The organism is Aquicoccus porphyridii, assembly GCF_008369105.1.
Classification (GTDB): Bacteria; Pseudomonadota; Alphaproteobacteria; order Rhodobacterales; family Rhodobacteraceae; genus Aquicoccus; species Aquicoccus porphyridii.
The window spans coordinates 17,346-41,651 of sequence record NZ_VINQ01000021.1; the positions used below are offsets into that span (position 1 = coordinate 17,346).

Here is a 24,306-nt window from a genome sequence, read left to right on the forward strand (position 1 = left end):
AACGCCGTCGACGATGCAGCATGGGAACAGGCGGTCGCGCGAGAAGCTGTGATCCGCCGCCTTGCAAGCAAGGCTTCACCGGACCGCGCCGAATTTCTCAAGGCCTGCCGCGATCTTGGTCTCAAGCGCTCCCGCTTGAGCGCATCGCCTGGATCCGGGCCGACCGCTGGATTGGATTCGAGCAGTCCGGGGCAGCCCTGGCACGTCTGGAGAATCTGCTGACCTATCCGCCGCGTGACCGGATGCCGTGCTTGTTGATCTATGGCGAAACTGGCATGGGAAAGACCAAGATCGTGCGCAAGTTCGAACGTGATCACCCGCCGAAGTTCAGCCAGGTGACCGGCGTTGACCACCGCCCGGTGGTTGTCGCGCAGGTGCCTTCTGAGCCCATCGAGCGCGATCTCTACCGCGAACTCATGGCCAGCATGGGTGCGCCGGCAATGGTGGGCGGCACGCTCGCCCGCGAGAAGGATATCTGCCGGTCGTTGCTGCGGACCGTAGGGGCTAAGATGATCATTCTCGACGAGGTGAACGGCATGCTGGCCGGCACCTTCCGGCAACAGCGCATCTTTCTCAATGCGATCCGGTTTCTGGCCAATGACCTGCGGATTCCACTGGTTTGTGCCGGCACGGATCTGGCACGGCAGGCCCTGCTGACCGATGCACAACTGGCCGAGCGCTTCGAGGCGTTCCATCTCAAGCCCTGGCAGAACGATGCCGCCTTCGCCGGGCTCCTGAAAAGCTTCGAACGCATCCTGCCCTTGCGCGAGGCCTCCGATCTGAACAGCGGGGAGGCCAGAGAGCGGATTCACAAGCTGACCTCGGGCGTGACGGCGCGTATCTTCCGCCTGATCGAAACGGCGGCGGAAGATGCGGTCCGGTCGGGGAAGGAGCGCCTCGACGCGGATAGTTTTGGCGACAATTTGGTGCTGCCGCTGGTCTCGATGACCCAGACCTCTCGGCGGCGGGGCAAGCCCGTGCAACAACGGGTCGGGGCATGATGGTGTCGGCCCGACTGCCCGTCGCGCCGCGTCCGTTCATGGACGAACTGCTCTCGTCCTGGATGGCGCGGGTCGCCGCGCGCTACGGGTCGGAGCCGCGAGAGCTGATGGTGTACCTGGCGGGGCAGGGGGGTAGAGACGCAGGCGCGCGGCAGGTTGACGATGTGGCGCCGGATATGGAGTTGCTCAGGCTTTGGGCTCAGGCTTGCAGGATCGATCCGGAACGGCTTCGGCGCAGGTCACTGGCTTCCCGATATCCTGATCGGCCGGAGGGCTGGTTGCTGACCGAGATTGTGCCGGTTTGTCTTGCCTGTTTCGATGCTGATGTTGCTGCCTGTCGCGATGCCTATCTGCGGGGGCATTGGCGTTTGGCGGAACAGGTGGGTTGCCCGGCGCACCGGACAATGTTCCTGGACCTCTGTCCCACTTGTCGCGGCCGGCTGCGGCCTTCCTTTCGCTTGCTGAACGGCATGCTGCGCCCCTTCTGTCGCAAGTGCGACGCCGTTCTGACCAGCAGGGGAGGGGAGGAGGGTTCATCGAAGAGGGATTTCGCCATTGGTGTCCTCGAGTTCCAACGTCAGATCAGTAGGATCATCAGACGTGACCCAAGCCGCCTTGTTCGCCTCGAGCAAGCAATTCGTACTCTGTGGGCACCGCTCGATCGCGACGGCGCGACTAGACCGGTCCTTGCACTCTGGTTCGAGCAATCGGGATGGAATTGCCCTTATGAGGCTCGCGCTGCCGTGGGTAGCTCTGCGCCACTCCAGCATCTCTCGGTGCGCTGGCGGGCTCTGACGCTGGTGATCTTGCATTATCTTTTCGGGGCAGAACTCGTGCCTGGCGCGGTCCTGCCGGAGGCTGCCCTCGTCCTGTTTCGGCGTGCGGCCCCTATGCCGTGGCTGGCGCAAAGTCGAGATGCGCGGAACCGCAAAGGAAAGCGCACGATTGAAGCCAGCGCAGAACGAGTCCACAGATTGAGCAAGAGGCCGGTCCACCGATTAAATGGAAATTTCCTCGACGAGAGAGGCGATTTCGGCCGAATCCACCCATGAAACTATGTCGGTCTGCCGGAATTTCTGAGACTACGTTTCATTTGTTTTCAATAGCTTGCCTGTGTCGCATTTCTGAAACCGATTCAGGGTATGTGAGACTGGACGCCAAATTGAGTCACCATTGGTGAGACCATCCGGTATCCGTACACTGAGTAAGTTATGTCCGATAATTTTCCGGCTGACAAGGATTGGGAAGAGGCCGAGTACCGCGCCCGGGTGCTCGCGGAGCTGCCGGTCCAGCTCACTCAGGGCAATGTCGACTGGGCCATGCGCCAGTTGAATGTCAGCCGATCCACGCTCTTTCGTCTGGTGAAGCAGTTCCGCGAAGACTGGCGGACCAGTGCACTGCTACGGGATACCCGGGGGCCCAAACCGGGCATGCAGCCCCTGGACCCGGCGGTGGAAGCGATCGTGTCCCGCCATTTCAAGGGGCTTTATGCCACCCGCCGCAAACCGACCAGGACGCGGTTCTGGCGGGAGGTCGCCGCCGATTGTCGGGCTCAAGGGCTGGCACCGCCCTCGATCCGGCGTTTGGGCCGCTGGCTTGAGCAACATGACCAAGCTAAACTGATGGCCCGGCGAGAGGGCAAGGATAAGGCCGAGCGGCGCTATCTGGCCACGCCTGGGGTACTGGCGGCCAACGATCCGCTGGATATCGTCCAGATCGACCACACCAAGGCCGATGTGACAGTGGTCGACCCGGTGACGCGACGCCCACTCGGCCGGCCGACGCTGACGGTCGCGATCGACGTGAATACCCGCATGGTTCTGGGGTTTTACCTGTCGCTGGAGCCCCCATCGCTACTGGCCGTCGCACTGTGTCTGACCCATGCGGTTATGGACAAGTCGCATTGGCTCACAGCGCGTGGAATCAGCACGGATTGGCCAACGCGGGGCATCCCGAACGCGATTTACGTGGACAATGGCGCGGAGTTCCATGCCCGGGCTTTTCAGCTTGCCTGTTCCGAATACCAGATCGACCTGCAGTACCGCCCGCCCGGCACGCCGCGCTATGGCGGGCATATCGAGCGGCTGATCGGCACGATGATGGGGGCGGTGCACCTGTTGCCGGGGTCGCATTTCTCGAACATTTTCGAGCGCGGCGACCTCGACGCCGAAGCCGAGGCGGTGATGACGCTCGATGAGCTGGAAACCTGGCTCGCTCTCGAGATCACCGGCTCCTACCATGCGCGGGTCCACAGCGCGCTGGAAACCACACCTTCTGCAGCCTGGGCGGCCAAGGTAGATGGGGCGCGGTTGCGCATGCCGGCCAATCTCAGGCAGTTCTTGGTCGATTTCCTGCCCTCAGAGCAGCGCGTTTTGCAGCGCGATGGCTTTCATCTCTTCCACATCCGCTACTGGTCGGACGAGCTGCGCTGGCTGATGGGCCGGGAAAGCCGCAAGTTCACGCTCAAATACGACCCGCGCGATCTTTCGCGCCTCTTCGTGCTGACAGAGAACGGAATCATTGAAGCCCGACCGGCGGATCTGACACGGCCTGCGATCACGCTCTGGGAGCACCGCGCGGCGCGACGGGCTTTGCGTGAGGCCGGGCGCCGGTCGGTAGATGAGGACCTGATTTTCAGGACGATCGAAGCGCAGCGCGACCTCGTCGACAGCGCCGAGCGACAGACCAAGGCGATACGGCGCCATCAGGCGCGGCGGGCGCATCTCGCACCTCTGCCGATGATCGATGTGACACCGGATATCGCCGTGCGAGAAGCCCTGCCTGCGCCGGAAGGGGAGGGGAGCCCGTTCCTCAGCCATCCCGGCTTCAAGGTCGAGGAGTGGTACGAGGATGACTGAGTTCCTGCATCTCTATCCGGGGGCCGGCAAGATCGCCGCGCTCGGCACCGAGGAGCGCATTCACCGGATTCGCGCCGACCGCTGGATCTCCTATCCCAGGGCCGAGGCCGCCTTGGAGAAGCTGGAAACGCTGATGTCGTTTCCCGAGCGCGCCCGCATGCCCAACCTGCTCATTGTCGGTGACAGCGGCATGGGCAAGACGATGATCATCGAGAAGTTCACCCGCGATCACGCATCGAGCTTCGACGAGACCAGCGGACGGCTGCATATGCCGGTCGTCGCCGTGCAGATGGTGTCTGGGCCTGATGAATCACGCTTCTACCGCCGAATCCTGGCGGCGATTGGCGCCCCGGAGCCGCCGCAGGCGACACTGTCTGTGCTGGAAAGCCTGGCCTTGCGTCTGCTCGCCGAATTGCGTCCGGGGATGCTGGTCATCGACGAGATCCACAGCCTGCAGGCGGGGACGATCCGCGAACAGGCGCGATTCCTGAACATGCTGCGCTTCCTGGGCAACGAGCTGCGCATCCCGCTGGTCTGTGTCGGTACGGCGCAGGCTCGCAACGCGCTGCGCACCGATGATCAACTGGTGCGCCGTTTCGAGGCCTTCGCGTTGCCGCCTTGGCGCGAGGGCGAGGATCTGAACGGGCTGATGAGCACGCTCACGCGCACGCTGCCGCTTCGGCGCCAAAGCCAGATCGACGAGAAGGCACTCACGCGGATGATCAAGGTGACGGGCGGCATCACCTCGGCCATCTTTTCGATCTTGTCGCAGTTGGCGATCGCCGCCATCGAAAGCGGCGAGGAACGCATCCTCTCGCGCGATATTCTGGGCGGCGACCGGTTGCAGGCGGTCCTGGGAGAGCCGGTGTGACGGCGCACGGGCGCCTGCCGGTTGTCTACTTCCCCGAGGCCGACGAACGTCTGTCTTCCTGGGCCGCGCGCATGGCTCCGTTTTACGCCATGACGGTTTCGGAATTCGTCGCCGCGCTTGGCCTGAAGGGGCACGACGTGTTCGACCTGGAATGGCGTCTTTCGGAAGGGCAGGGGGCTCTGATCGCGGCTCGGACCGGCCTTTCGCCCGAAGCGGTGCAGGCCATGACTTTCCGGGAGTTGGGGGCTGCGGCGCGCATGATGATCGCGCGGAAGAGCCGGTCTGCGTGCCCGCACTGTCCCGAAGACTTGCATCGCAAAGCCGCCGCGCAGCCGTGGCGATTTCGCTGCAAGGTGCATGGTGTGGAGTTTCGGGACGCCACCGGCGAGACTCTATCCGACCGGTTCGGAGCGGATTGCTTCAAGAAACTTGAAGGGCATGCCGAGGCCGGTGCCGCCCATCTCGATGCCTGGGCGTGCGGCGCGGGGCAGGGCGACCTGAAAGCGCCCGAAGTGCTTCAAGTTCTGACGGCGCGGCATCGCCGCGCCTCGCCGCCGAACGTCGACGAGCAGCCTCGAATGTCTCTGAAAGACCGGCGGGACTATCAAGATTTTCTGACCACGCCGATCCTCCGACAGGCGCTGACAGTCGTAGTTCCCGAATACGATCAGGCGGCGCCAGTGCTTGCCAAGCCGGTGCGACCGGGTCTCCACGCCCTGGCACAGGGCTCGCTCTTGCAGTGTTTCGCGCTGACGGTCGGCATCGGGCGGATCATTGAGGATCCGGTCAAATGGGCGATCTCAGTCATGCTCGTGAGCGATGCGGAGGGGCAGGGAAGGGTCCGGCAGGCGATTAGCCCATGGCCTCTCTCGTTGAAGCGACGCATCTCGGCCCGGTTCTGGCGCGCTGAGCGCGACGAGAGAGCACGCCAGTCTGCCGAAAAAGCCGCAAGACAACGCCAGTCTCACAAATACCGACTCATCCAGTCTCATAAATACCGGTACAGAATCTCATGAACCCCAGCTCGTTTCTCATGGAAGTGCTTGAATCTCATGAATTCCGGTCATCCGACAAAAAACCCGTTAATTTTAAGACTGTGCTGCAGCATATTCCCCTATGTCCAATAAGGCAAACTTATTGGGCGTATAAATGAACCGCAGGGTGAGGCGGTTTGGGCATCATATAATAACTAAAGCGCCGTGAGAGACTAGTTTTGTGGCATGACCTATCAGCCTGCCGCGATCTCTGACGACTTGAATATCCTACCCAAACTGCCGACATGGGTCATCTCCGGGCGTGCCGAAACCCTTGAAACTGTGGCTTTTCGGTCCGGGGCGGCGCTGACGGTGCTGGATGCAATGGTTTCCGATCCTAGCTGTCGCTGTACCGTAATTAATCAGAATTTCGGCTGAAGTTTTCGTTTGTTTTCCGCAGCGGGCTGCACCGTTAATTTTCATATTGTACCCTTTATGAGCACACGGTCGGTTTTGTGGATAAGTACCGACCACTTGGGGCAAGGGATTGGTGTGGTCAGTGAGCGTCTTGCACAACATCGCGCTTCGGTTCTGCGTCCGATCCTAGAGCTTGAGAAGAAGGGTGAGCCGATCAGTGCCGCGATCGGAGGTGCTGCTTGGGAACTGGGTCTGGCGAAAGGCCATACTTAGTCCCTTTATTGCCGTTTGCGCGAGAATGATGGGCGGGCCGCAGCCAGGGTCGAAACGGATCGCACGAGAAGTTGAAAACCTGATCGTTGCGCGCCTGCGACGCTATTATCTGGTCCGCGAGCGAGCCGGTTTCCTGCGCAGTTGGCGAGAGATCCGTTCGGAATGCGACGCAAGGGGTTTTCAGCCCCCGCCGCGAAAAACGGTAAAGGCTCGGCTTGCATCCTGCTGGTTCAGGCGCCGCCGGCACCCGACGGCTGGCCGAACCCTACCTGCCGTTCTGGGAGGAGGAGGTTGAGGTCTCTCGGCTCATTCAGACATTGATTGCCGCGATGGCACTCAAGCAACGGTCAGGCCTGACAGTCGCGTCGCTTCGGACGATCCTGAAGGTGACGGGTGGTGTGACGTCGCGCGTGTTCATCATGATCAAGTCTTTGGCTGTTGAGGCGATCGAGACGGGTGAGGAGCGGATCACCGATGATGCCGTTCAGTTCTGGCAGCCGATATGGGCAAAGCACGCGTGGCGTACTCCACATCGGCCAATGGCAGAGTTTGGGTGACAATCAAACCATTGCCACGCCGTCCGCCGCCGGTACGCGACGAGCTGCTCTCGAGCTGGATCAGGCGGCGGGCCCGGGCCAATCATTGTTCCGTCGAAAACCTCTGCGGGTATCTCGGATTGGGGCAGGGCAGGGTGCCGGAGCTTATGAACGATCTCGGACAGGTGAACTGGGTTCGCTTTTGCTCGGCGGTTCAACGGACCCGGAATGAGATCGAGGCCATGGCTCTTCCGGACACGACCCCTCTCCCCGTTCAATGCGTATCGCGTGACGACTTCCAGGTTTGCGAAAGCTGTAAGGATCAGACGCCCGGACTGATCCTGCGCCACTGGCGCTACGGTTGGTCGCTGACTTGCGGAAACTGTGATCGACCCCTTTTGGCGAGGCATCCGTCAGATGGTCTATCAGACAGGCTACATGTCCGCGCCGCTCGTGGCGCAACAGTGCTGAAGATCGCAATTCAAGCCAACGATCTTGGGCGCAGCTGTCGTTGTGCCCTAATTAAAGAGAATAGAGGCTAATTTTTCCCTGACTTTTCAATGGCTGCTTGTACCTCTATTTGTGGCATTGTACCTTTAATTAGGATACTGTACCCTAATTTAGGATACAAGATTATCTGTGGATAACTTTCGGCGATTTGTGATGAAGACGCGCTGTGAAATCTGAAGCCGTTGCGAAACATCGTGCTGCTATTCTGCGGCCGCTTCTTGAGCTTGAAAAAAAGGGCGACCCAATTGGTCGTGCCATTGGCGACGCGGCATGGGAGTTGGGTCTTTCCAAAAGCTATACTTGGAAGCTTTACCGTCGTCTCAAAGAGAACGATGCTCGATCCGTTGCGCTGCAACCGGGTCGGCGCGGGCCTAAACCTGGAAAAGGGCGTCTTGCTCCGGATGTGGAGCGCATCATCAGCACCACCCTTAGCCGCTACTATCTGGTTCGAGAACGTTCAAGTTTTTTGCGCATTTGGCGTGAGATACGCTCAGAGTGTGATGCAAAGGGCTTCCAGCCTCCGACCCGTCGAACAGTTAAGCGGCGGCTAGATGCGATGGACCAGCGTAAGGTCATCTCAAAGCGACATGGCGCGGACGTAGCTGGACAATTGTTCGCAGCGCGTCCTGGCAAACTCGACGTTCCCGACCCACTCGACGTCGTGCAAATCGATCATACCAAGGCCGATGTATTTTTGGTCGATCACATCGATCGACAGCCTCTTGCGCGGCCGAACCTGACGATGGCGATCGATGTCACCACGCGTGTGGTGTTGGGCGTATACGTGAGTTTCGATGCACCGTCCGTTCTGTCGGTTGCGCTTTGTCTCGACCATTGCGTGCGCCGAAAGACAGTGCATGTGCCCGGCACCCTTGAAGAGCTTACCTGGCCTACGGCTGGTATTCCGAAGGCTGTTCATGTGGACAATGCCCAGGAGTTCCGCAGCAGAGCGTTCAAGTCCGCGTGCGAGGATTGGGGCATTGATGTTTCCTATCGTCCCAAGGGCGGCAAGCATTACGGAGGTCACATTGAGCGCTTGATCGGTACAACTATGGGTTCGGTTCACGTATTGCCTGGAACCACGCACTCGTCACCCAAAGACAAGGGTGACTATAACAGCGAACAAAACGCGACTTTGACGCTTGCTGAGTTTGAAGACTGGCTTCATCTTGAAATCTGTCGGTATCACAACACCCCGCATCGGGCTCTTGGCCGGACACCTCTTGCTGCCTGGAGCGATTTGGGTGGCGATACAGCAGGGCGGCAAGTTGTCGATGTGGACGCGTTTCGATCGAGCTTCATGCCTTTTGAATGGCGCAAGCTTGGCCGCACAGGGATCACGCTTTTTGAAGTGCGCTACTGGAATGATGCGTTTGCGTCCTTGATCGGGCGGGGCAAAGAGAAGGCGCAAGTCAGATTTGATCCGCGGAACCTATCGAAGATTTGGGTGCAGGTAGACGATGGTCGCATGATCGAAGCGCGCTACCGAAATCTCAGTCATCCCGAAATCTCTCTTTGGGAAAGTCGCCGCGCCCGCAAAGAATGGAAAGAAAAGCACGGTGGGCGGATCCACGAAAAGGCGCTGTTTGATATGGTAGACGCGCAAAGGCGTCTGGCCGAGGCAGCGCGCCAGAAAACCAAGGCAGCCAGGCTGGGTAAAGAGCGGGATGCGCGCCTGTCAAAGGCCCCAAAGCAGCGCGACCCTTCTCGTGAAATGTTCGCGATTGATACCGGCAACCCTGATCTTCCAACCTATCCCATAGATGAATTTCATGACCCAAAACGAAAGAATTGACCGCATTCGCAGCGACCATTGGATCGCTTTTGATCGTGCAACGATTGTCCTCAATCGATTGACATCATTGATGGAAACACCGCGACAAAGTCGCATGCCAGGTTTGATGGTCTATGGGAGCTCTGGCATCGGGAAGACGATGATCGCCAAACGTATGGCGAGCAAGTATCCCACTCAATACAAGAGTGATCTCGGGATCACCAAGACACCTGTATTGCTGCTTCAGGCACCACCCGCGCCGGATGAGAGAAGGTTCTACCAACACTTACTATCTACGATTGGCGCGCCCATGTGGGGGCGTCGCACAGTCTCGGAACTGGAGGTTCGGGCGCTGAACCATCTCAGAGACATGGACCTGAAAATGCTCATGATTGACGAGGTGCACAATCTGCTTGCCGGCAGTTACAGGGAGCAACGTCGGTTCCTCAACATGCTACGGTTCCTCGCAAATGAGCTTAGCGTATCGCTCGTGGTCTTTGGCGTTAACGAAGCGCTTGATGCCGTCCGTGGCGATGACCAGCTTGCGCGCCGGTTGGATGAACATTTTTTGCCGCTTTGGGAAGACGATGTAGAGTTCTCACGTCTGATCCAAACACTGATCGCGGCCATGGCGCTGGAAAAACCTTCGGGCCTGACCGTTGCTTCGCTCCGAACCATCCTGAAGGTGACCGGCGGGGTCACGTCCCGCGTCTTTATCATGATTAAGTCTCTGGCCATCGATGCGATTCATTCTGGGGAAGAGAGGATTACGGATGAGGCTGTCGCGACATGGCGGCCGACCTGGAACAAACATGCGTGGACGGTTCCGCTTGAGACGGCCGTTGAGGCCGAGTGACCATCAAGCTTCTGCCCCGCCGACCACCACCCCTATGCGATGAACTGCTTTCGAGCTGGCTTACCCGGCTGGCACAAGCCAATCACTGTTCAACCGAAGAACTGTGCGGCTATCTTGGCTTGCAAAGGGGCAGGGTGCCCGACCGCTCGAGCGACCTTGAGCAAGTTTGTGTAGACCGATTGTGCGCGGCTGTTGGAAGAAAACGTACCGAGATTGCGGCGATGACATTGCCAAATTTGAGCGCCCGCTCATTGAACTATCTGGCAACACATGACTTTCAGACCTGCACATATTGCCAAGAGCAAACGCCGGATCTGGTATTGCGCCACTGGCGGTTTGCTTGGTCGACAAACTGTGAAAGTTGCGGTCGGTCTCTGGTATCGACATGTCCGCATGCTGGTATCTCAAAGCGTATGAAAGCGCGTGCGGTTCAGGGGGCTAAAAGATTGGCGTCAGCTGTAGTCTCTGGCGACCAACAAAGCCTGCATCAGTTCAGACAAACGTCAGACCTTCTGCGATTGTGGAAATTGGCGGATGCAGATGCGCTGATCTCTGAGAACCAAGCCCAAAGAACAATTGTTCTCGCTGCGATTGAACTCGGATCAAAGCACCCGTTGCTTCGCACTGCCTATCGGGTGGCGCGAAACAACCGGGCAGCGCGGAGTCTGTTGCGTACGTTTCCGCGACAGAGTGAGGCTTTGGAGAATCTCCAGAGCTGGGCCCGACTTCATGAATATCGATATGCAGACCAGGGAGCCATAGGCCGCCGAGCTAGAACACGAGGGCTCGGAACAACTGGACTTGTGCCATCCGAGAGAGCGCTTCATGCGGCACGACGCGCAATTGAAGAACTCGGCTCCAACACTGATCGACATGCACTTCTGCTCCGCGCGCAAGAGATTTGGCAGACGGAACCACTCATCCGAAGGTCGCCGAAACCTGTGGACATATCCTAAATAGAGGCACAGAAATCGCCAAAATAGGCCAGAAGCGGTAATTTCTCTTTTATTAGGGTACTACGACACCCGCAAACCGCGCATGCTGGTCGCCATTGCCTTGGCCAACAAGATGGCCCGGATGGTCTGGGCCATGCTCTCGCGCAATGAGGACTACCGAGATCCGACCGGCGCGGTCTGCTGACCGCGGCCGCCGGAGCGTCGGCGATGTGAGGAGGAAGACGACAGCATGGGCAAATGATCGACAAGATCCGGGTTGGGCAAACCAGTGGCATGCAACGAGCCGCGAGCTCGCAATTTTGATCTGGACCCCGGCCCGCGCATCACCATACCGGCCCGCGGCACGTCAAGGCCGCACCTGAGAGGCCTGAAACATGACCGCACCCGATCACATGCTCAGAAGATCAACGAATCCTTGCATCGAAGGGGGCATCCAAACATGCGTGCCGATTGACACGCTGGCGCGCGCGTCCTCGCCACCGCCGAGCACGATGATGCCATCGGCGGCCTCAAGCCTCGGGTTGGCCGGGTAGCGTCGCTCAATGGGCTGCAGGAGCATATCACCGACGGGCAGGGCGCTCAGCGTGACAAGCAGGGCCAGTGTGAGGCTGCTGATCCCCAACGCGGCCCGCCTGCGTCCCGCGACAAGCGCCAGCACGATGCCAGCCAGCGCAATGATGATCCACGTATCCGGGCGCAGCAGTGCTCCGATGAGCTTGGACGCGATGAAGAATACCGTGTCCACTGAGACTACCTCTGCCCTTCGCCCATGACGGAGGCGAGCGCCGCACGATACGCCTCAACGATGAAGGCCTGATCATACTCACGCTCCATCTTCGCCCGGGCGGCCCGGCCCATGCCCTCACGCTCTTTCGGCGTGAGGGCGAGAAAGCGCTCCATAACCCGCGCCAGGCTGTCCGCACTCCGCACCTCGCAGAGAAAGCCGGAGACCTCGCGATCGACCACTGCGCGGCAGCCGGGCACGTCGGTGGCAATGAGCGGCCGCGCCATGGCCGCCGCCTCGATCAGCGTGCGCGGCGCCCCCTCGCGGTAGGATGGCAAGACCACGCAGGCGGCGCCGGCGATCGCCGGACGCACGTCATTGGTGGTTCCGAGATAAGCGACCACGCCTTCGGTCACCCACGCCTCGACGGTCGCGCTGTCGATGGCGGTGCGGTTTTCCGAACCGGTCGCCCCCAGCAGCTGGAAGCGTGCCTCGGGATGACGCGCCTTGACCTGACGGGCCGCCTCAACAAATTCGATCACGCCCTTGTCGCGCAGAAGCCGCGCGACCATCAGGAATACCGGCGGCGTGTCAACTTCAGGCATGTCGGCCGCAGCAAAGCGCGAGAGATCAATCCCAGAGCCGGGCAACAGGCGTGCCTGACCCGAACGCAGGAGCTTGCGGTCAAGGAACATATCGCGGTCATCTTCGTTCTGGAAGAACACGACCGGCAGTTTGCCAAAGGCGCGCCGGTAGAGCTGCTCGGCAATGGTCTGCAACAGCCCGCCAGACAAAAAGGCCGTTCCCAGCCCCGTGACGTTTGGAATGAACGGCACACCGGCCGCTCGCGCGGCCTGGGCCCCGAAGATGTTGTTCTTGATCGTGTAGCTCAAGACAGCATCCGGGGCTTCTTGCCGGAAAATCCGGGTCAGCCTGCGCTGGAGCTTCAGGTCCTCGATAGGGTTCAGACCCTTCACGCTCATCTCGAGCGAGCGAAATCGGCAGCCAATCCGCTCGAGGCCGGGCACCGAGTCGTCAGGCGGCGCCAGCACCGTTACACGATGCCCGTCAGCCAAGAGCGCCTCGACGACGGGTCGCCGGAAATTCCAGATGTTCCAGGCGGCGTTCACTGTCATCATAATGTGCATGTGGCCGCCTTTTGCTACCGGAATCGCTTTTTGGCATCTGATACTGCAACGTTGCCAGAAAGGAAATTGCAGGCGCCCAGCACGCCGCGGACCACAGGCGAGCGGCATAGTGACACCGAACTTCACAACGTCTGGGAGGGGCCGACGCTTGGCGGCTCCATTCGCACGGGACAGGTTGGGGTGTGTCTCCTGACGGGCACGCCCTTGGTCAACGCCGGTTCAAGGACCCCTCGAATGCTGTCGAATGCACGCTTGCGCGCGCGATCACCTGCCTATTCAGTTTTTCTGGTCCGGTATTGACGTAGTGTTGACGCAAACGCGCAAAATAGCTGTGGTATTATTTTGCCCGCCGCCAAGCGTTTGCTTTATTTTCGCAAATTGGTTGCGAGAGGGAGGTATAGACTTTGCCGAACTAATTTCAGGGTTGCGGCCTGATCAGGTCGCCGGAGCGTCAGGCACCACTTTCGATGCAGTGTCATCTTCTGCGGTAACCTCTTTTCCAGCCTTTTCGCCCTCTTTCGCCGCAGCTTCAGATTGGGCGGCGGCCTTCGCGGCCTCTTCCTCGGCCTTCCACTCTTCCAGCTGAGCGTCGATGCGCTCGCCAACGCCTTCGGGCGCCAAGGCGTGTTTGAGCAGCCGACGGCGGCTGGTTGCATTGCCAAAGCAGCCGAACTCAAAGAAAATCTCTTCAATCTGCTCGGGGTTCTCTTCGGACAACCAGTCCAACCAGATGTCCAAGGTGTTGGCGAAGGCCTCTCGCGCCTCGCGTTGGATCTTGTCATCTTTGCGGGCCACTTTGTCGGCAGTGCGGCCGACGGTTGCGAACGCAGCCTCCATCCGGCGCTGCATGGCATCGGTCATAACAAACTGGGGCATCTGAGTCTTACGGGCGGTATTTCCGGGTAGGCGTCTCGTCATATTCGGCACTCCGATGGCGGGTTTCAAATGTCACCGGTGCATTGGGTATTTCCCTGCCGCAACCGGCTACACTAGGCCCAACAGGCCCGGGCGTGCATATTTGGACATTTGATAGAACATACCATGAACGAGCCGCCTGTTGACCGGGCAGCTTGAAGGCGGGAGCCTGTTTCTGGCGTTGTTGGGGGGATGACGAGTTGGAACGGTCTTTTGTCGAGGTTTGGAGCCTGTCCTTTGATGACATCGGATTGATCGAGGCGGTCAATCGTTCAGGCCGGGTCTGGTTTGCGTTTCAACTGAGCTTTTTTTGAGAGCGGTCGCGATTGCCGTCCCGGGAGCTATGCCGGGAAATGGGTGACGGGGTTTGAGAAGGCGGCGTATCGTGGCGGGTGTCCAAGCCTGCCAGAACTTCCAAGAGGAACGATACGCCATGGAGAAGAGTACAGACATCATCGCCCTTCGTCAGCCGGAAACTGTGGATGATCCGTTGACCGAGATCGCCCGCGACGGGGCACGGCGGATGCTGGCGGCCGCGCTGAGGGCCGAGGCTGACGCCTTCGTCGCGCAGCATGCCGAAGAGACCCTGCCGGACGGCCGCCAGCGTGTTGTCCGACACGGTTTCGGGCCGGAGCGCAGCATCCAGACCGGGATCGGCGCGCTCGATGTGCAACGCCCGAAGGTGCGCGACCGCGCCACCGATGTGCCGGCCGAAGAGAAGATCCGTTTCACCTCTGGCATTCTGCCGAAATGGGCGCGGCGCTCGCGCAGCCTCGATGCTCTGCTGCCCGTGCTATTTGCGCGGCATCTCCACGGGGGACTTCCAGGATGCACTGGCCGCGATCCTGGGGAAAGATGCGCCGAACCTGTCGCCCGGTGTGGTCTCGCGCCTTACCGGAGAATGGCAGCAGGAATATGATCGCTGGCAGCGCCGAGACCTCTCGGCCCGGCGGTATGTCTACATCTGGGCGGATGGCGTCTACCTGCAGGCCCGGATGGAGCCGCAGGCCGAATGCATGCTGGTCATTCTTGGGGCCACGCCCGAAGGAAAGAAGGAACTCGTCGGCTTCCAGGTCGGCGTTCGCGAGAGCGCGCAGAGCTGGCGCGAGCTGCTGGTCGACATCAAGGTTCGCGGCCTTGCGGTTCCGCCGGAGATCGCCGTCGGGGATGGGGCGATGGGGTTCTGGAGGGCGCTCGACGAAGTCTTCCCCAGCACGCGCCATCAACGGTGTTGGGTCCACAAGATCGCCAATGTCCTGAACAAGTTCCCGAAGTCCATGCAGCCGACGGTGAAGGCCGACCTGCGCGAGATCTGGCAGGCCGACACCCGCGCCACGGCGGAAACCGCCATGGAAACCTTCTCCGAGAAATACGGCGCCAAGTACGAAAAGGCAGTGACTTGCCTCACCAAGGACCGCAAGGCGCTGCTCGCCTTCTACGACTTCCCGGCCGATCACTGGGATCACCTGCGCACGGGCAATCCGATCGAGAGCGTGTTTGCCGCGGTTCGGCACCGGACCGTGCGAACCAAGGGGGCGCTGTCACAGAAGACGGCAAAGCTCATGGTCTTCAAGCTCGTTCAGGCCGCCGCGAAGACCTGGCGCCGCCTGAAGGGGGCGAACCAGTTGCCTTTGGTCATCAAAGGCGTCACATTCACCGACGGTGTCGCCGAGAACGACACCGAAAATCGCGCCGCTTAATCAAGCCGCGTCACCCAGTTTCCAACATAGCTCCCGTCCCGGTCGGGCGATGTCTAGGCTGTCAATCGGCACGCAATCTTGGGTCTGACTCAATTTTGGTGCAGCTTCGGATCCTTGCCTGTCAGGACGCTTCAACGAGCGGGGCTCTGAGCAGATCGATGTTTGCCCGGCCATACATCTGGCGTTTGAGGGTCTTGAGACGGTTGATCTGCCCTTCGGTCTGCCCGTTCGACCATGGTTCCCGCAGAGCTGCGGCGACCGCAGCTCGATCCCGCCGGAGCCCGCGGGCGAAGGCACCGAGCAGGCTCTCTTCCGCTTTATCCAGCCATGCGTCTAACGCGTCTTCGCGAGCATTGCGCACCATATCTGTGAACCGGTCTGTCAACCTTCGGGCGGTGGCGAGGGCTGGCACCGCGGCCTCGATCCTTGCGACCTGGATAGCATCCGCCTTGCACAGATGATCCCTTCCTATGGTCAGGAGGCGGGCAATCTTGCGCGCGGGCGGCGACTTTTCTGTTCCCGACGGCACGGCCTACTCGGCACGGCGCTGGCGTGTGGCCCATTCTCCGACGACACGAAGGCTGCCCTGGAACCCACCGGCCCGCAGCCGGCGCCAGAGTTCGGCGCCATTCCGGGAGCCGCCCGCCCATTCCCGTTCCAACTGTGGAAGCCAGGGAGTCAGACTGCTCTCACGGATGCGGAATACGTCCTCGCGCTCCCCGCGCAAAATCTGCCGGACGAGTTTTCGGCTGAGATCCGTCTGGCGGACGATCCGCCGGGTCGGCACACCGTCATCGGCCATTTGGCGAACCATCCGGTTGGTCTGCTGGCGGCGCTGAATGCCCTCGTATTGCAGCCTTTCCACCGCCGTCAGCAGCTTCGGATCGAGCGATTTCGCTCCGATCGCCTTGCGGATGGCAGGCATGTTCCCCTGCACGGCGGCCAGAAAGGCTGTACTCGCGTTCTCCAACAGGTGCCAGCGGTCGGCAACCTGAACCGCCTTCGGCAAGGCGCGGGATACCGCACCGCTATAGCCTCCGTTGCGGTCGCGTGCGACGACCTTGATCCCGGGGCGAGCACGCAGCCAAGCCTCGACTGTGGCAGGTTCTCGGTCCGGCAGCAGCTCGATAACCCGGCGCCGCTCCATATCGCAGATCAAGGTGCCGTATCGCTGCCCCTTACGCCATGCCCATTCGTCGATGCCGATGACGCGGAGTTCGTTGGTCGCTGCCTCCGTCGTGTTTCGAATGCTGCGCAGGAAGGTATCTTTGCTGACCGGCAGCAGGAGCCGTCCGGCAAGCGCTTGTGCTGGACGTCCGCCGACAGCTAGACCCAAATGACGGACCAACCCTTGCAGGCGTGACGTGCGCCGCGCATATGGCCGGGTCACGGCAGGCGGAAACCGTTCTGCAAATATCCTGGCAGGGCAATGCACAGCACGGCACCGAAATCGTCGGACCAACAAGACCAGTTCCACCGCCCGACCATGCGCGGGAAGATCGGCCGGGCGGCGCCGATACCTGCTGTGCACACGACGCGAAATCATGCCACAGCGTGGACAGGCCGCCGCCGTTTTGACGGAACGGGAGTGGACCCGGATCGTGTTCCCAACCAATTCGACCTGTTCGGCCTTGAGACCTGCGGGCAGAAAATCCCGTCGAGAAAACCATGACGCCATCGGCAACCATCCTCCAAAGATGGCCGAAATATAACGTTAGGCATGCAGGAACTGCACCAAATCTGCGTCAGACCCATTTTTGCACGCCTGTTCACATCGAGATTGGCGGCATGCGCGTAAGGCTTCTTCCCGCCGCCGATATTTCCGATACTCTTGGCGGTCACGAATAGGGCGCGCGGCTCATGAGCGTCCAATACGCCCTTGTTTCGCGGCGGGAGCCCCGAACTTCGACAGAAAAACCGCTAAGTGATTGATATTGTTATGGCCGGATAGGCCAAAATGTAACTACCCGAGTGTGCTCAGGCGGGTTTTGGCAGGTTCAAGGTATCGAAGAGCTCCAGTTGTTCGGGACTTGAGGTTGTGATGCCTTCAAGGTTCCGATCGGCAATCCGGGCCTGATGGCGGTGAATGCGCGCGAGCAGATCGAGCGCCGTGCGCGGGCTGACGCTGTGCCCCTTGGCTTTCAGGCGCATGCGCATAACGCGGTAGAGCACGAGGGCGAGAAAGCAGACGAGCGCGTGGGCCCGTATGCCATCGGGAAGGCGATGATAAACCGGTGCGATCTCGATGTCGGACTTTAGGACGCGAAAGCCGCGCTCGATGTCGGCCAGGCTTTTGTAGCGGGCGTCAGATCGGGGGCGTTGGTGATCAGCGCGAGCTTGCCGTCGAAGAGTTCCGCGTCTGCTATCGCCTGCTCATCTATGCTCCAGCGAAGCGGTCGGCCTGGAGGTCAGCCTTGATGAAGCGGGTCAGTTCTGCCTCGGCCACGGCGCGAACAAAGCGGCTGTAGGCGCCTCTGTCGGAGGCGCGCGGTCCGGCCTTCGTCCTGGGCATCGAGTTTGGCAATGACGCGCAACCGGGGTTTGCCAGCGTCGTTGCGATAGGACTCAACGATCTGCAGATAGCGTCGGCCGTCACTCTCGGTGATGCGCGTAAACATGGAATGAAGAATACGAACAGAAACCCTGCACTGCAACATTCAAAATGCATGGACGTGTAACTACAGGTCTCACGCCGAACGGGTCGTCAAATCACTGAAATCACGCAGTTGGACCCCGGAGATGACGCCTTTTCTGGAAGATTTTGTCGAACTTGGGGGAACCGTACAAGCCGGTCGAAACTTTGGGACAGCCAGACCTTGGCCTTGACGAAAAGGCGAAGGATGGAGGTCAATACTGGGTTATCCTTATCTATATCGCAGGTGGCTCGATGGATTGCCGGAAGGTCTGCCAGAACCGCACGCGCCGTGCATCCAGCACCTCGGCTTGATACTCATGTGCCTCGGCCCAGTTCCGGCGCGCCCGGTCCGCCATCCAATCGCGATCCGTGACGCACCGACGCAGCAGCGCGGCCAGCGCGGCGGTGTCGCCCGGTTTGATCAGGTCCTCGGCAGGCAGAAGTTCCGGGATGCCTGCAGCTGTCGATGCCAGTGCTGGGCAACCACGGCTCATAGCCTCGATCAGAGCCCGAGGAAGACCCTCCTGAAATGACGGCTGCAAATACACATCGATCTCGTCCAGCCATTCCAAGACTGGGGCGCCCGCGGGAAGCGTGCCTTCGAAATGAACCAAGTCACCAACACCTAGTCTCTCTGCCTCAGCCTGCCACGGTACCGGATCGCCTCCACCCAGAATATGTAAGGACAGCGGCGGAAGATGATTCCGTGACTTTCCGATAGCGGCCATCAGCGTTTGGATGCCTTTGTACCGGTTGTGCAATGTCCCAATTAGGCCAAGCCGCAATGGCTGAGTTTGGGGTCTCATAGGCATCGCGGTGATCTTAGCCGTCCGGGCTACTAGCGTGGTGTTAGATACTGTATGCAGAACCACATTTGATGCCGCGCCAGTATTTTGTGCCTGCGTTGGATACCGGCGCTGCAGAAAATCTCGGGTTACGTAAATTGCGTGATCAGTAAGACGCAGGGCTCTTCGCATTCTCAGCCAAGCAAGCGGGGCATAGGCCCGCCCCGTTAGGCTTCCATAGTGCCACATACCATCCCAAGGACAACCGACGGCTTCCACAGCCCATGGCTTGCCGGTGGCGCGGGCCGCGGCGATGGCTAAAAAGCCAACTTCGCTAGGTAGTCGAGCAATAACCGCATCATGGGCGGCGACTAGTTCCTGCATTTGGCGCATCGCTGCTGGCCGGGCCAGTGTCAAACCCTGAAGGCTGGAGAGGTTGGGGAATAGGTTGAACTCAACACCGGGTGCTGATGACTTCTCGAGCTGTCCGACGGTCTTACCAGGCGGCAATTCACCACGCCGTCCGATCACCGTGAGGGAATCGAAGTGACTGAGATAACGAGACCAAAGTGCAGCCTCAAACTGACTTTCTGACCAAACCGCGCCATCGATTGGGATGAAGCGGTGATCATGTGCAAAAATTGCTTTCACCTTGTCACACGCAGGCGGGAAGCAAACAAGTAAAGAAGGTAAAGCAAAACCATAGTCTGCAAGACCGGCACGATTGCTGTGGTACTTGGCGTTGTCAGGCCAAAGTTCACGATTAAGAGTGCAATAAGTGCATAGGGGTTTTCCGGATCCCGGCAGACCCATCGGGACGCGGCACTCAATACCATACCAAAGAGCCCAAATATCCCGATGACGCCCAGATATCCGAAATTCCAATAGGCCTCGGGTCCGCCGCTCACGGGATACCCGCCGCCCTGATAGCCGTCCATTGTATCACGCCCACCAAACAAAAGTGCAGCCGCATGCGCGCCGGCGCCGCGTGGCTTGCCTTGCCATAGGGAACGCGGCACCCAGAAGGCCAGAGCAGCGACGTAGGTGTTGCCATAGAGAAAGCTGCGCTGATCCGGTACGAGCGCAGCTACGGCGAGCCCAGTGTCGGTGCTTCGCGCCTCCAGTTCCTCCTGCGTATCCTCCCATGCAGAGGTGACCCGGAATTCAAAAAGTGCACTGAAGTCAACCGAACCGCTAAATCCGCTTCGCCGAATATCACCTAACGCGCCCAACATAAGGATTGCAACGAGGCCCGAGAGCATACCGCGAAGCGCAGGCAGCCGATGGTTGTGAAACATCCAGACCGCAAGCAACAAAGCAATCGGTGAAAACAATCCTGACCGGCTCCCGGTGACAACGAATTGAAGTAACAACGCGATCACAAAGCCCAATAGGAACAATGGGCTGCGCAGCGCTTTTGGCTGGTAAGCATACCACAGTAACATTACATACGGCAGGAACCCGTTGATCACGAGGAAATGTCCACTCAGCTCCCGCATACGGAATCGACCATATGCCAGTGTGGCTATATGATTGAGAATACCTCCCTGAGATTGCAAGAAATACATAACTACCAGTAGGCAAAGCAGGAAAAAGATCGAAAGTTTGAACCCGTCGACACGTATCGGGCGACCTGATTTTGGACGGCGGCGGGTTCGGACCATCGCAAACCCGGCATACGTGCAGACAAGAGCCAGAAGATTTATGAAGTTAAGTTGCAACTGGGCCGCCAAAACTTGTGAGTCGGGCCAGTGGTTAAGCAGAATATGATCTGGCACTGATTCTGTTTGAAACCAGATAGAGATCGGAGTAAGTAGACTTGCGGGATTGCGTAGCAGGCCGAACGCCACGCCGAACATTGTTGGCATGATCAGAGGATGCAACCAACCGATAGGCGTGCCAGAAAAGCGCTTCATCAAGAACGGAAGCAGTATCAGAAGCTCAGTCGCACCAGTCAAAATGGCGATTCTAATCGTATAGCCTGCATGCGCGACAGTCTGAGCGTCAAGACCGGAGATGGACGGAAGAAGGCGCCAAAAAAGAAAATAAACCGCGATGAGAATTCTAGCGCTATTTGAAATGCGCACAAAAGGATTACGGGCCTGGGTAGCGTCCAGACGCTGATGCAGCGCGGTATCACTCAAGATAGGCGTCCCACTTCAATCAGCTCCTTGCCAGCTGCTCAGGTCGAGCCCCGATATCTTGGCGAGCGAGGCATTGTCTCCAACGTAACTCCGTTGCAGACGCCGAAGCGCCAACGCGTCTTCCGTTGTCATCGTTCTGGAGCCTCGAAATTGCAGCGCGCCATAGGTTCGTTTGGCTAGACTACGAACCGGTTCTGGCGGACGGATGCGAGCGTTGAGACGCCGTGCGATTGCCTGCAATCTCGGCATGCGCACCTGTTCCGTACGGTTTCGGCCTGCGCGGTCGACCGGTACAATATCTCCGGTGTCGAGTTCCAACCATTTTAGTAGTTCCAGCACGGTATTATCCGGATTGTTGACCATCTCTTCCATGACCAAGATCTTTACCCTACCGTTTCCCAACGCGGCGATCCACGGAGCCACATGTTGCACATAACGGCTGTAACCAATGTCCCGTTGAAGCACATAAGCGCTGGCTTCGTGGCTGCACCACTCGGGGATCAACGGCGCTCCTGCCTCGATCAGCGCCACGTAGCGGGCGAACGTCAGGCCAGGTGAAAGCCGGGCAAGGTTGTTGGCAGTATATTGGAACGAGCTGTAGACACGCATGGCCGGCTCGCGGAGCACGATAATGACACGCACATCTGCCATGGACGCGATGACCTCACGCGCAACGGGATCGAAAAGGTAATGCGTGGTCGCTTCCATACGGATTGGCGCATCTGTGTCTTCCGTCGCAAAAAACTCATTATAGGCAACCATCCCGTCATGGGCCAGGTTCGGTCGGCGGGACAGCGGATGCTCTGGATCGGTGAGAAAAAATGGTTCTTTCACCCGGCTGCCCCGGATATCAGGATGCTTCTCCAGCCAGTCGAAAAGCGAACTCGTACCGCATTTCGGCGCGCCGACTATAAAAAGGTTGGGCGTCACGCAGCGCTCTTGCCCGTATTGGATCGGGCCGCAATGGAGCGGAAATGGTGCGCATAGGCATCCCCGATCTGCGTGGCCGAAAAATCCTGAGCACGCGTCTCTCCGGCCTTCCCGAGCTGCTTCCGCAGTTCAGGAGTATCGATCAGGCGTTGCAACGCTGCGGCCAACGCATCGGGGTTTTCGGTTGGAACCAGCAGGCCGTTACGCCCGTTCTCGATGATTTCGCCGGGGCCGTGCGGGCAGTTAGTCGACACCACTGGTGTGCCCATCGCCATCGCCTCGACCAGCACGTTTCCAAACCCCTCCCAACGGGACGACAGCACGAAAATGTCGGCGCGTCGCATGTGGCTGAACGGATCGCGATGAAATCCCAAGAAGGTGACACGATCGGCGATGTCCAAGTCTTTCGCCATCTTCGACAGGTTCTCCCGAAGATCGCCATCGCCTAGGATGTCCAGACGCAGCCCGGTGCCGGAAAGTTGTGCGAAGGCACGAAAGAGTGTTGGATAATCTTTCTGTTTAGTCAGCCGTCCACAAGCAAGTATTGTGCAATCGGCTCCAGCTTCGGGTCGTTCAAGCGCCATTGCTTCGCCCATCTGTGATGGCAATGGCAAACCGATGTTTGGTACCACCTCCACCCGATTTTTCAGCGCGGGAACGATGCGTCGTAGTTCATCAGCCACGCCCCCGGATAGTGCGATCGCACCGTCGAAGGAGGGAAACCAGCGACGGATCAGATGCATCTCGATCCGATCCAGTAGCGTAGGCTCCTGTTCGTGCGAGACGCTGAGGGAATTCTGGATGGACAGCACTGCAGCAGGTTTGTGCCGCGCATGCCGCAATGCTGACAGCCCGGCGAGTGCCGGGGTGACCATCACGGGGCACAGCACGTCAGGACGCCGTGCATCAATCAGGCGGGCCAGTGAACGCCGCGCGCGAATGAGGCGCAGGGTCGAAGAATTGACGTTTCCGCTGTCCAGCACAAACACCTCCACTCCCGCGGGCAAGAGCTCTGCATAGCTGCCCGGGCCGCGGGCCACGGCATAGACTGGAGTGATACCGGCTTGCAGAAGGCCCGACGCCAGCCGTACGGCGTTCATCTCAGCCCCGCCACCGCCAAGTTGCGGCAAAAAGAACATCACTTCAAATCGATTAACCACAGAATTTATTTCACCTTCATTTTGACGAGGCTGGCATAAAGATCACGCCAATCATCCGCCACTTTTTGCGTTGAAAACCGCGTAACCGCCGCGTCACGCCCGGCCCGACCCATGGTTGCCCGCTTGTCGGGGTCCTTACACAGTTCGCGAAGCGCGATGGCAAGCCCTGGCCAATCATCCAGACCAACGACAATCCCTGCTCCGGTCTCTTGCAGCATTTCACGCGCCGAGCAAACATCGACCGATACCACCGGCGTCCCGCACGCCATCGCTTCGATCATGCATCGAGCCAGCCCTTCACGTCGGGAGGCTACGAGTGCGACGTCAACCGCCACAAGCCAGTCCGCAACGTCTCTGCGAAATCCGTGAAAGACCACACGATCACCCAGCCCTTGTGATTCAACCATATCGGCGCAAGCGCGCGCGTACTTGTCTGTAGTAGGCTTGAAATCCCCCACCAGATGCAACCGAATGGGCAGGTCTTTCAGGTGGGCGAGAACTTCGCGTATCACATCGAGTTGACGCTTTATTTCAAACACGCCTGCAATCAGGCCAATGGCAATCTCATGATCTTCAAGCCGCAGTTTGGCTCGTACCTCTGCCCTGTCAGCAGATTTGACCGGTCGGAATGTATCAAGATCAACAATGCTACTGATCGTGTGTATCCGCTCGAGAGGGACAGGGAGACGACCATCCACTTGCTGCGCCATGTCATCTGAAAGTGTGATCAGCGCGTCAAGTCGACGGAAGACACGGTACCAATTGGCACCATAGTGCTCGCGCTCTGGCTTCATTCCGCGCAAGGTTAGCGCCAAAGGTGTATTGCTGAGCTTCGCAGCGGGCAGCAGAACCTGCGCGCCGCGAATATCGTTGGAATGCAGGATGTCTGCCCGCAGCGTCAAGGCCCGTGCCGCCGCAAGGCTAAGCTGCACACCACGGGCGAATTTCCCCGCCTCTTCTTCAAACCCGAACTGCACCACACGTGCTCCCCCCGCTCGCCAACGTTCGGTACGCGGCGTCTCGCGGTTGGTCAGCAAGGTCCAGCGGAAATCGTCGGCCAGCGCCTCAAAAATCCGCGTGGCACTTTCCATCCCGCCATTCGAGCCCCGCTCGACTTGATAGGCAGCAAACACGATGTG

The 24,306-nt window shown here is 59.5% G+C and carries 21 protein-coding genes and 3 pseudogenes; 13 read left to right on the forward strand and 11 right to left on the reverse strand.

Annotated features, from left to right (window positions below; translation table 11 throughout):
• The first annotated feature begins 20 nt into the window (after positions 1–20).
• The 12 genes and pseudogenes from FLO80_RS19030 to FLO80_RS19090 form a co-directional block, all read left to right on the forward strand.
• Positions 21–1,001 carry a TniB family NTP-binding protein gene (locus tag FLO80_RS19030; protein ID WP_246156737.1) on the forward strand — a complete coding sequence of 327 codons (981 nt, stop codon included), beginning with the start codon at positions 21–23 and terminating at the stop codon, positions 999–1,001.
• A gap of 38 nt (positions 1,002–1,039) precedes the next feature.
• Positions 1,040–2,053 carry a TniQ family protein gene (locus FLO80_RS19035; protein WP_246156738.1) on the forward strand — a complete coding sequence of 338 codons (1,014 nt, stop codon included), beginning with the start codon at positions 1,040–1,042 and terminating at the stop codon, positions 2,051–2,053.
• 159 nt (positions 2,054–2,212) lie between these two features.
• Entirely contained in the window at positions 2,213–3,859 is a 1,647-nt protein-coding gene (locus tag FLO80_RS19040) for a TnsB C-terminal domain-containing protein (protein ID WP_111368986.1), read from the forward strand.
• The gene (locus FLO80_RS19045) at positions 3,852–4,730 is read left to right on the forward strand and encodes a TniB family NTP-binding protein (protein WP_111368988.1); all 879 of its coding nucleotides are present in this window, start codon (positions 3,852–3,854) and stop codon (positions 4,728–4,730) included. Before FLO80_RS19040 ends, FLO80_RS19045 begins: the two co-directional genes overlap by 8 nt.
• Positions 4,727–5,746 (forward strand): TniQ family protein, encoded by a 1,020-nt coding sequence (locus FLO80_RS19050; RefSeq protein ID WP_111368990.1) that lies wholly within the window; start codon positions 4,727–4,729, stop codon positions 5,744–5,746. Before FLO80_RS19045 ends, FLO80_RS19050 begins: the two co-directional genes overlap by 4 nt.
• Before the next feature lie 204 nt (positions 5,747–5,950).
• A complete protein-coding gene (locus FLO80_RS23400) occupies positions 5,951–6,142 on the forward strand; it encodes a DUF1403 family protein (protein WP_188078356.1) in 192 nt (63 codons plus the stop codon).
• Between the two features lie 467 nt (positions 6,143–6,609).
• On the forward strand, positions 6,610–6,951 hold the full coding sequence (locus FLO80_RS19065; protein ID WP_111368992.1) for a hypothetical protein: 342 nt from the start codon (positions 6,610–6,612) through the stop codon (positions 6,949–6,951).
• Positions 6,897–7,472: a TniQ family protein gene (locus FLO80_RS23535; protein ID WP_111368993.1), complete on the forward strand. Its 576-nt coding sequence runs from the start codon at positions 6,897–6,899 to the stop codon at positions 7,470–7,472. Before FLO80_RS19065 ends, FLO80_RS23535 begins: the two co-directional genes overlap by 55 nt.
• Before the next feature lie 134 nt (positions 7,473–7,606).
• The gene (locus FLO80_RS19075; protein ID WP_082894773.1) at positions 7,607–9,235 is read left to right on the forward strand and encodes a TnsB C-terminal domain-containing protein; all 1,629 of its coding nucleotides are present in this window, start codon (positions 7,607–7,609) and stop codon (positions 9,233–9,235) included.
• Positions 9,204–10,070, forward strand: coding sequence for a TniB family NTP-binding protein (locus FLO80_RS19080; RefSeq protein WP_064224071.1), 867 nt, complete (start codon positions 9,204–9,206; stop codon positions 10,068–10,070). Before FLO80_RS19075 ends, FLO80_RS19080 begins: the two co-directional genes overlap by 32 nt.
• Entirely contained in the window at positions 10,067–11,026 is a 960-nt protein-coding gene (locus FLO80_RS23540) for a TniQ family protein (RefSeq protein WP_111368995.1), read from the forward strand. Before FLO80_RS19080 ends, FLO80_RS23540 begins: the two co-directional genes overlap by 4 nt.
• A gap of 70 nt (positions 11,027–11,096) precedes the next feature.
• Positions 11,097–11,210 (forward strand): annotated as a pseudogene (locus FLO80_RS19090) (IS110 family transposase); the annotation flags it as partial.
• 204 nt (positions 11,211–11,414) lie between these two features.
• Here the strand turns inward: FLO80_RS19090 and FLO80_RS19095 are convergent.
• From FLO80_RS19095 to FLO80_RS19110, 4 genes are all read right to left on the reverse strand, one after another.
• Entirely contained in the window at positions 11,415–11,771 is a 357-nt protein-coding gene (locus FLO80_RS19095; protein ID WP_111368996.1) for a YdcF family protein, read from the reverse strand.
• 5 nt (positions 11,772–11,776) lie between these two features.
• Positions 11,777–12,880: a glycosyltransferase family 4 protein gene (locus tag FLO80_RS19100; protein WP_223145510.1), complete on the reverse strand. Its 1,104-nt coding sequence runs from the start codon at positions 12,878–12,880 to the stop codon at positions 11,777–11,779.
• A gap of 453 nt (positions 12,881–13,333) precedes the next feature.
• On the reverse strand, positions 13,334–13,759 hold the full coding sequence (locus FLO80_RS19105) for a hypothetical protein (RefSeq protein WP_111369000.1): 426 nt from the start codon (positions 13,757–13,759) through the stop codon (positions 13,334–13,336).
• A 349-nt stretch (positions 13,760–14,108) separates the two neighbouring features.
• Positions 14,109–14,432, reverse strand: a complete 324-nt coding sequence (locus FLO80_RS19110; RefSeq protein WP_246156739.1) for a hypothetical protein — start codon at positions 14,430–14,432, stop codon at positions 14,109–14,111.
• Positions 14,433–14,478: 46 nt separating this feature from the next.
• Here FLO80_RS19110 and FLO80_RS19115 point away from each other — a divergent pair, with 46 nt between their 5' ends.
• On the forward strand, positions 14,479–15,513 hold the full coding sequence (locus FLO80_RS19115; protein WP_246156745.1) for an IS256 family transposase: 1,035 nt from the start codon (positions 14,479–14,481) through the stop codon (positions 15,511–15,513).
• Positions 15,514–15,634: 121 nt separating this feature from the next.
• Here FLO80_RS19115 and FLO80_RS19120 read toward each other — a convergent pair.
• From FLO80_RS19120 to FLO80_RS19150, 7 genes and pseudogenes are all read right to left on the reverse strand, one after another.
• Positions 15,635–17,191 (reverse strand): annotated as a pseudogene (locus FLO80_RS19120) (ISL3 family transposase).
• Positions 17,192–17,490: 299 nt separating this feature from the next.
• A pseudogene (locus FLO80_RS19125) lies at positions 17,491–18,143 on the reverse strand (IS1634 family transposase); the annotation flags it as partial.
• A 238-nt stretch (positions 18,144–18,381) separates the two neighbouring features.
• Positions 18,382–19,584, reverse strand: coding sequence for a glycosyltransferase family 4 protein (locus FLO80_RS19130; RefSeq protein WP_111369004.1), 1,203 nt, complete (start codon positions 19,582–19,584; stop codon positions 18,382–18,384).
• Complete coding sequence (locus FLO80_RS19135) at positions 19,581–21,077, reverse strand: O-antigen polymerase (protein WP_246156740.1); 1,497 nt, start codon at positions 21,075–21,077, stop codon at positions 19,581–19,583. Before FLO80_RS19135 ends, FLO80_RS19130 begins: the two co-directional genes overlap by 4 nt.
• A 15-nt stretch (positions 21,078–21,092) precedes the next feature.
• Positions 21,093–22,007, reverse strand: coding sequence for a sulfotransferase domain-containing protein (locus tag FLO80_RS19140; protein ID WP_111369006.1), 915 nt, complete (start codon positions 22,005–22,007; stop codon positions 21,093–21,095).
• Positions 22,004–23,146, reverse strand: a complete 1,143-nt coding sequence (locus tag FLO80_RS19145; RefSeq protein ID WP_111369009.1) for a glycosyltransferase — start codon at positions 23,144–23,146, stop codon at positions 22,004–22,006. Before FLO80_RS19145 ends, FLO80_RS19140 begins: the two co-directional genes overlap by 4 nt.
• Before the next feature lie 26 nt (positions 23,147–23,172).
• Positions 23,173–24,300, reverse strand: a complete 1,128-nt coding sequence (locus FLO80_RS19150) for a glycosyltransferase family 4 protein (RefSeq protein WP_246156741.1) — start codon at positions 24,298–24,300, stop codon at positions 23,173–23,175.
• Between the last annotated feature and the right edge of the window lie 6 nt (positions 24,301–24,306).

Excerpts from the sequence above, each read along its gene's own strand:
- FLO80_RS19030 (WP_246156737.1), top strand. The coding sequence starts at position 21 with ATGGGAACAGGCGGTCGCGCGAGAAGCTGTGATCCGCCGCCTTGCAAG.
- FLO80_RS19035 (WP_246156738.1), top strand. The coding sequence starts at position 1,040 with ATGGACGAACTGCTCTCGTCCTGGATGGCGCGGGTCGCCGCGCGCTAC.
- FLO80_RS19040 (WP_111368986.1), top strand. The coding sequence starts at position 2,213 with ATGTCCGATAATTTTCCGGCTGACAAGGATTGGGAAGAGGCCGAGTAC.
- FLO80_RS19045 (WP_111368988.1), top strand. The coding sequence starts at position 3,852 with ATGACTGAGTTCCTGCATCTCTATCCGGGGGCCGGCAAGATCGCCGCG.
- FLO80_RS23400 (WP_188078356.1), top strand. The coding sequence starts at position 5,951 with ATGACCTATCAGCCTGCCGCGATCTCTGACGACTTGAATATCCTACCC.
- FLO80_RS23535 (WP_111368993.1), top strand. The coding sequence starts at position 6,897 with ATGGGCAAAGCACGCGTGGCGTACTCCACATCGGCCAATGGCAGAGTT.
- FLO80_RS19080 (WP_064224071.1), top strand. The coding sequence starts at position 9,204 with ATGAATTTCATGACCCAAAACGAAAGAATTGACCGCATTCGCAGCGAC.
- FLO80_RS19105 (WP_111369000.1), bottom strand. The coding sequence starts at position 13,759 with ATGACCGATGCCATGCAGCGCCGGATGGAGGCTGCGTTCGCAACCGTC.
- FLO80_RS19115 (WP_246156745.1), top strand. The coding sequence starts at position 14,479 with ATGTGCAACGCCCGAAGGTGCGCGACCGCGCCACCGATGTGCCGGCCG.
- FLO80_RS19145 (WP_111369009.1), bottom strand. The coding sequence starts at position 23,146 with ATGTTCTTTTTGCCGCAACTTGGCGGTGGCGGGGCTGAGATGAACGCC.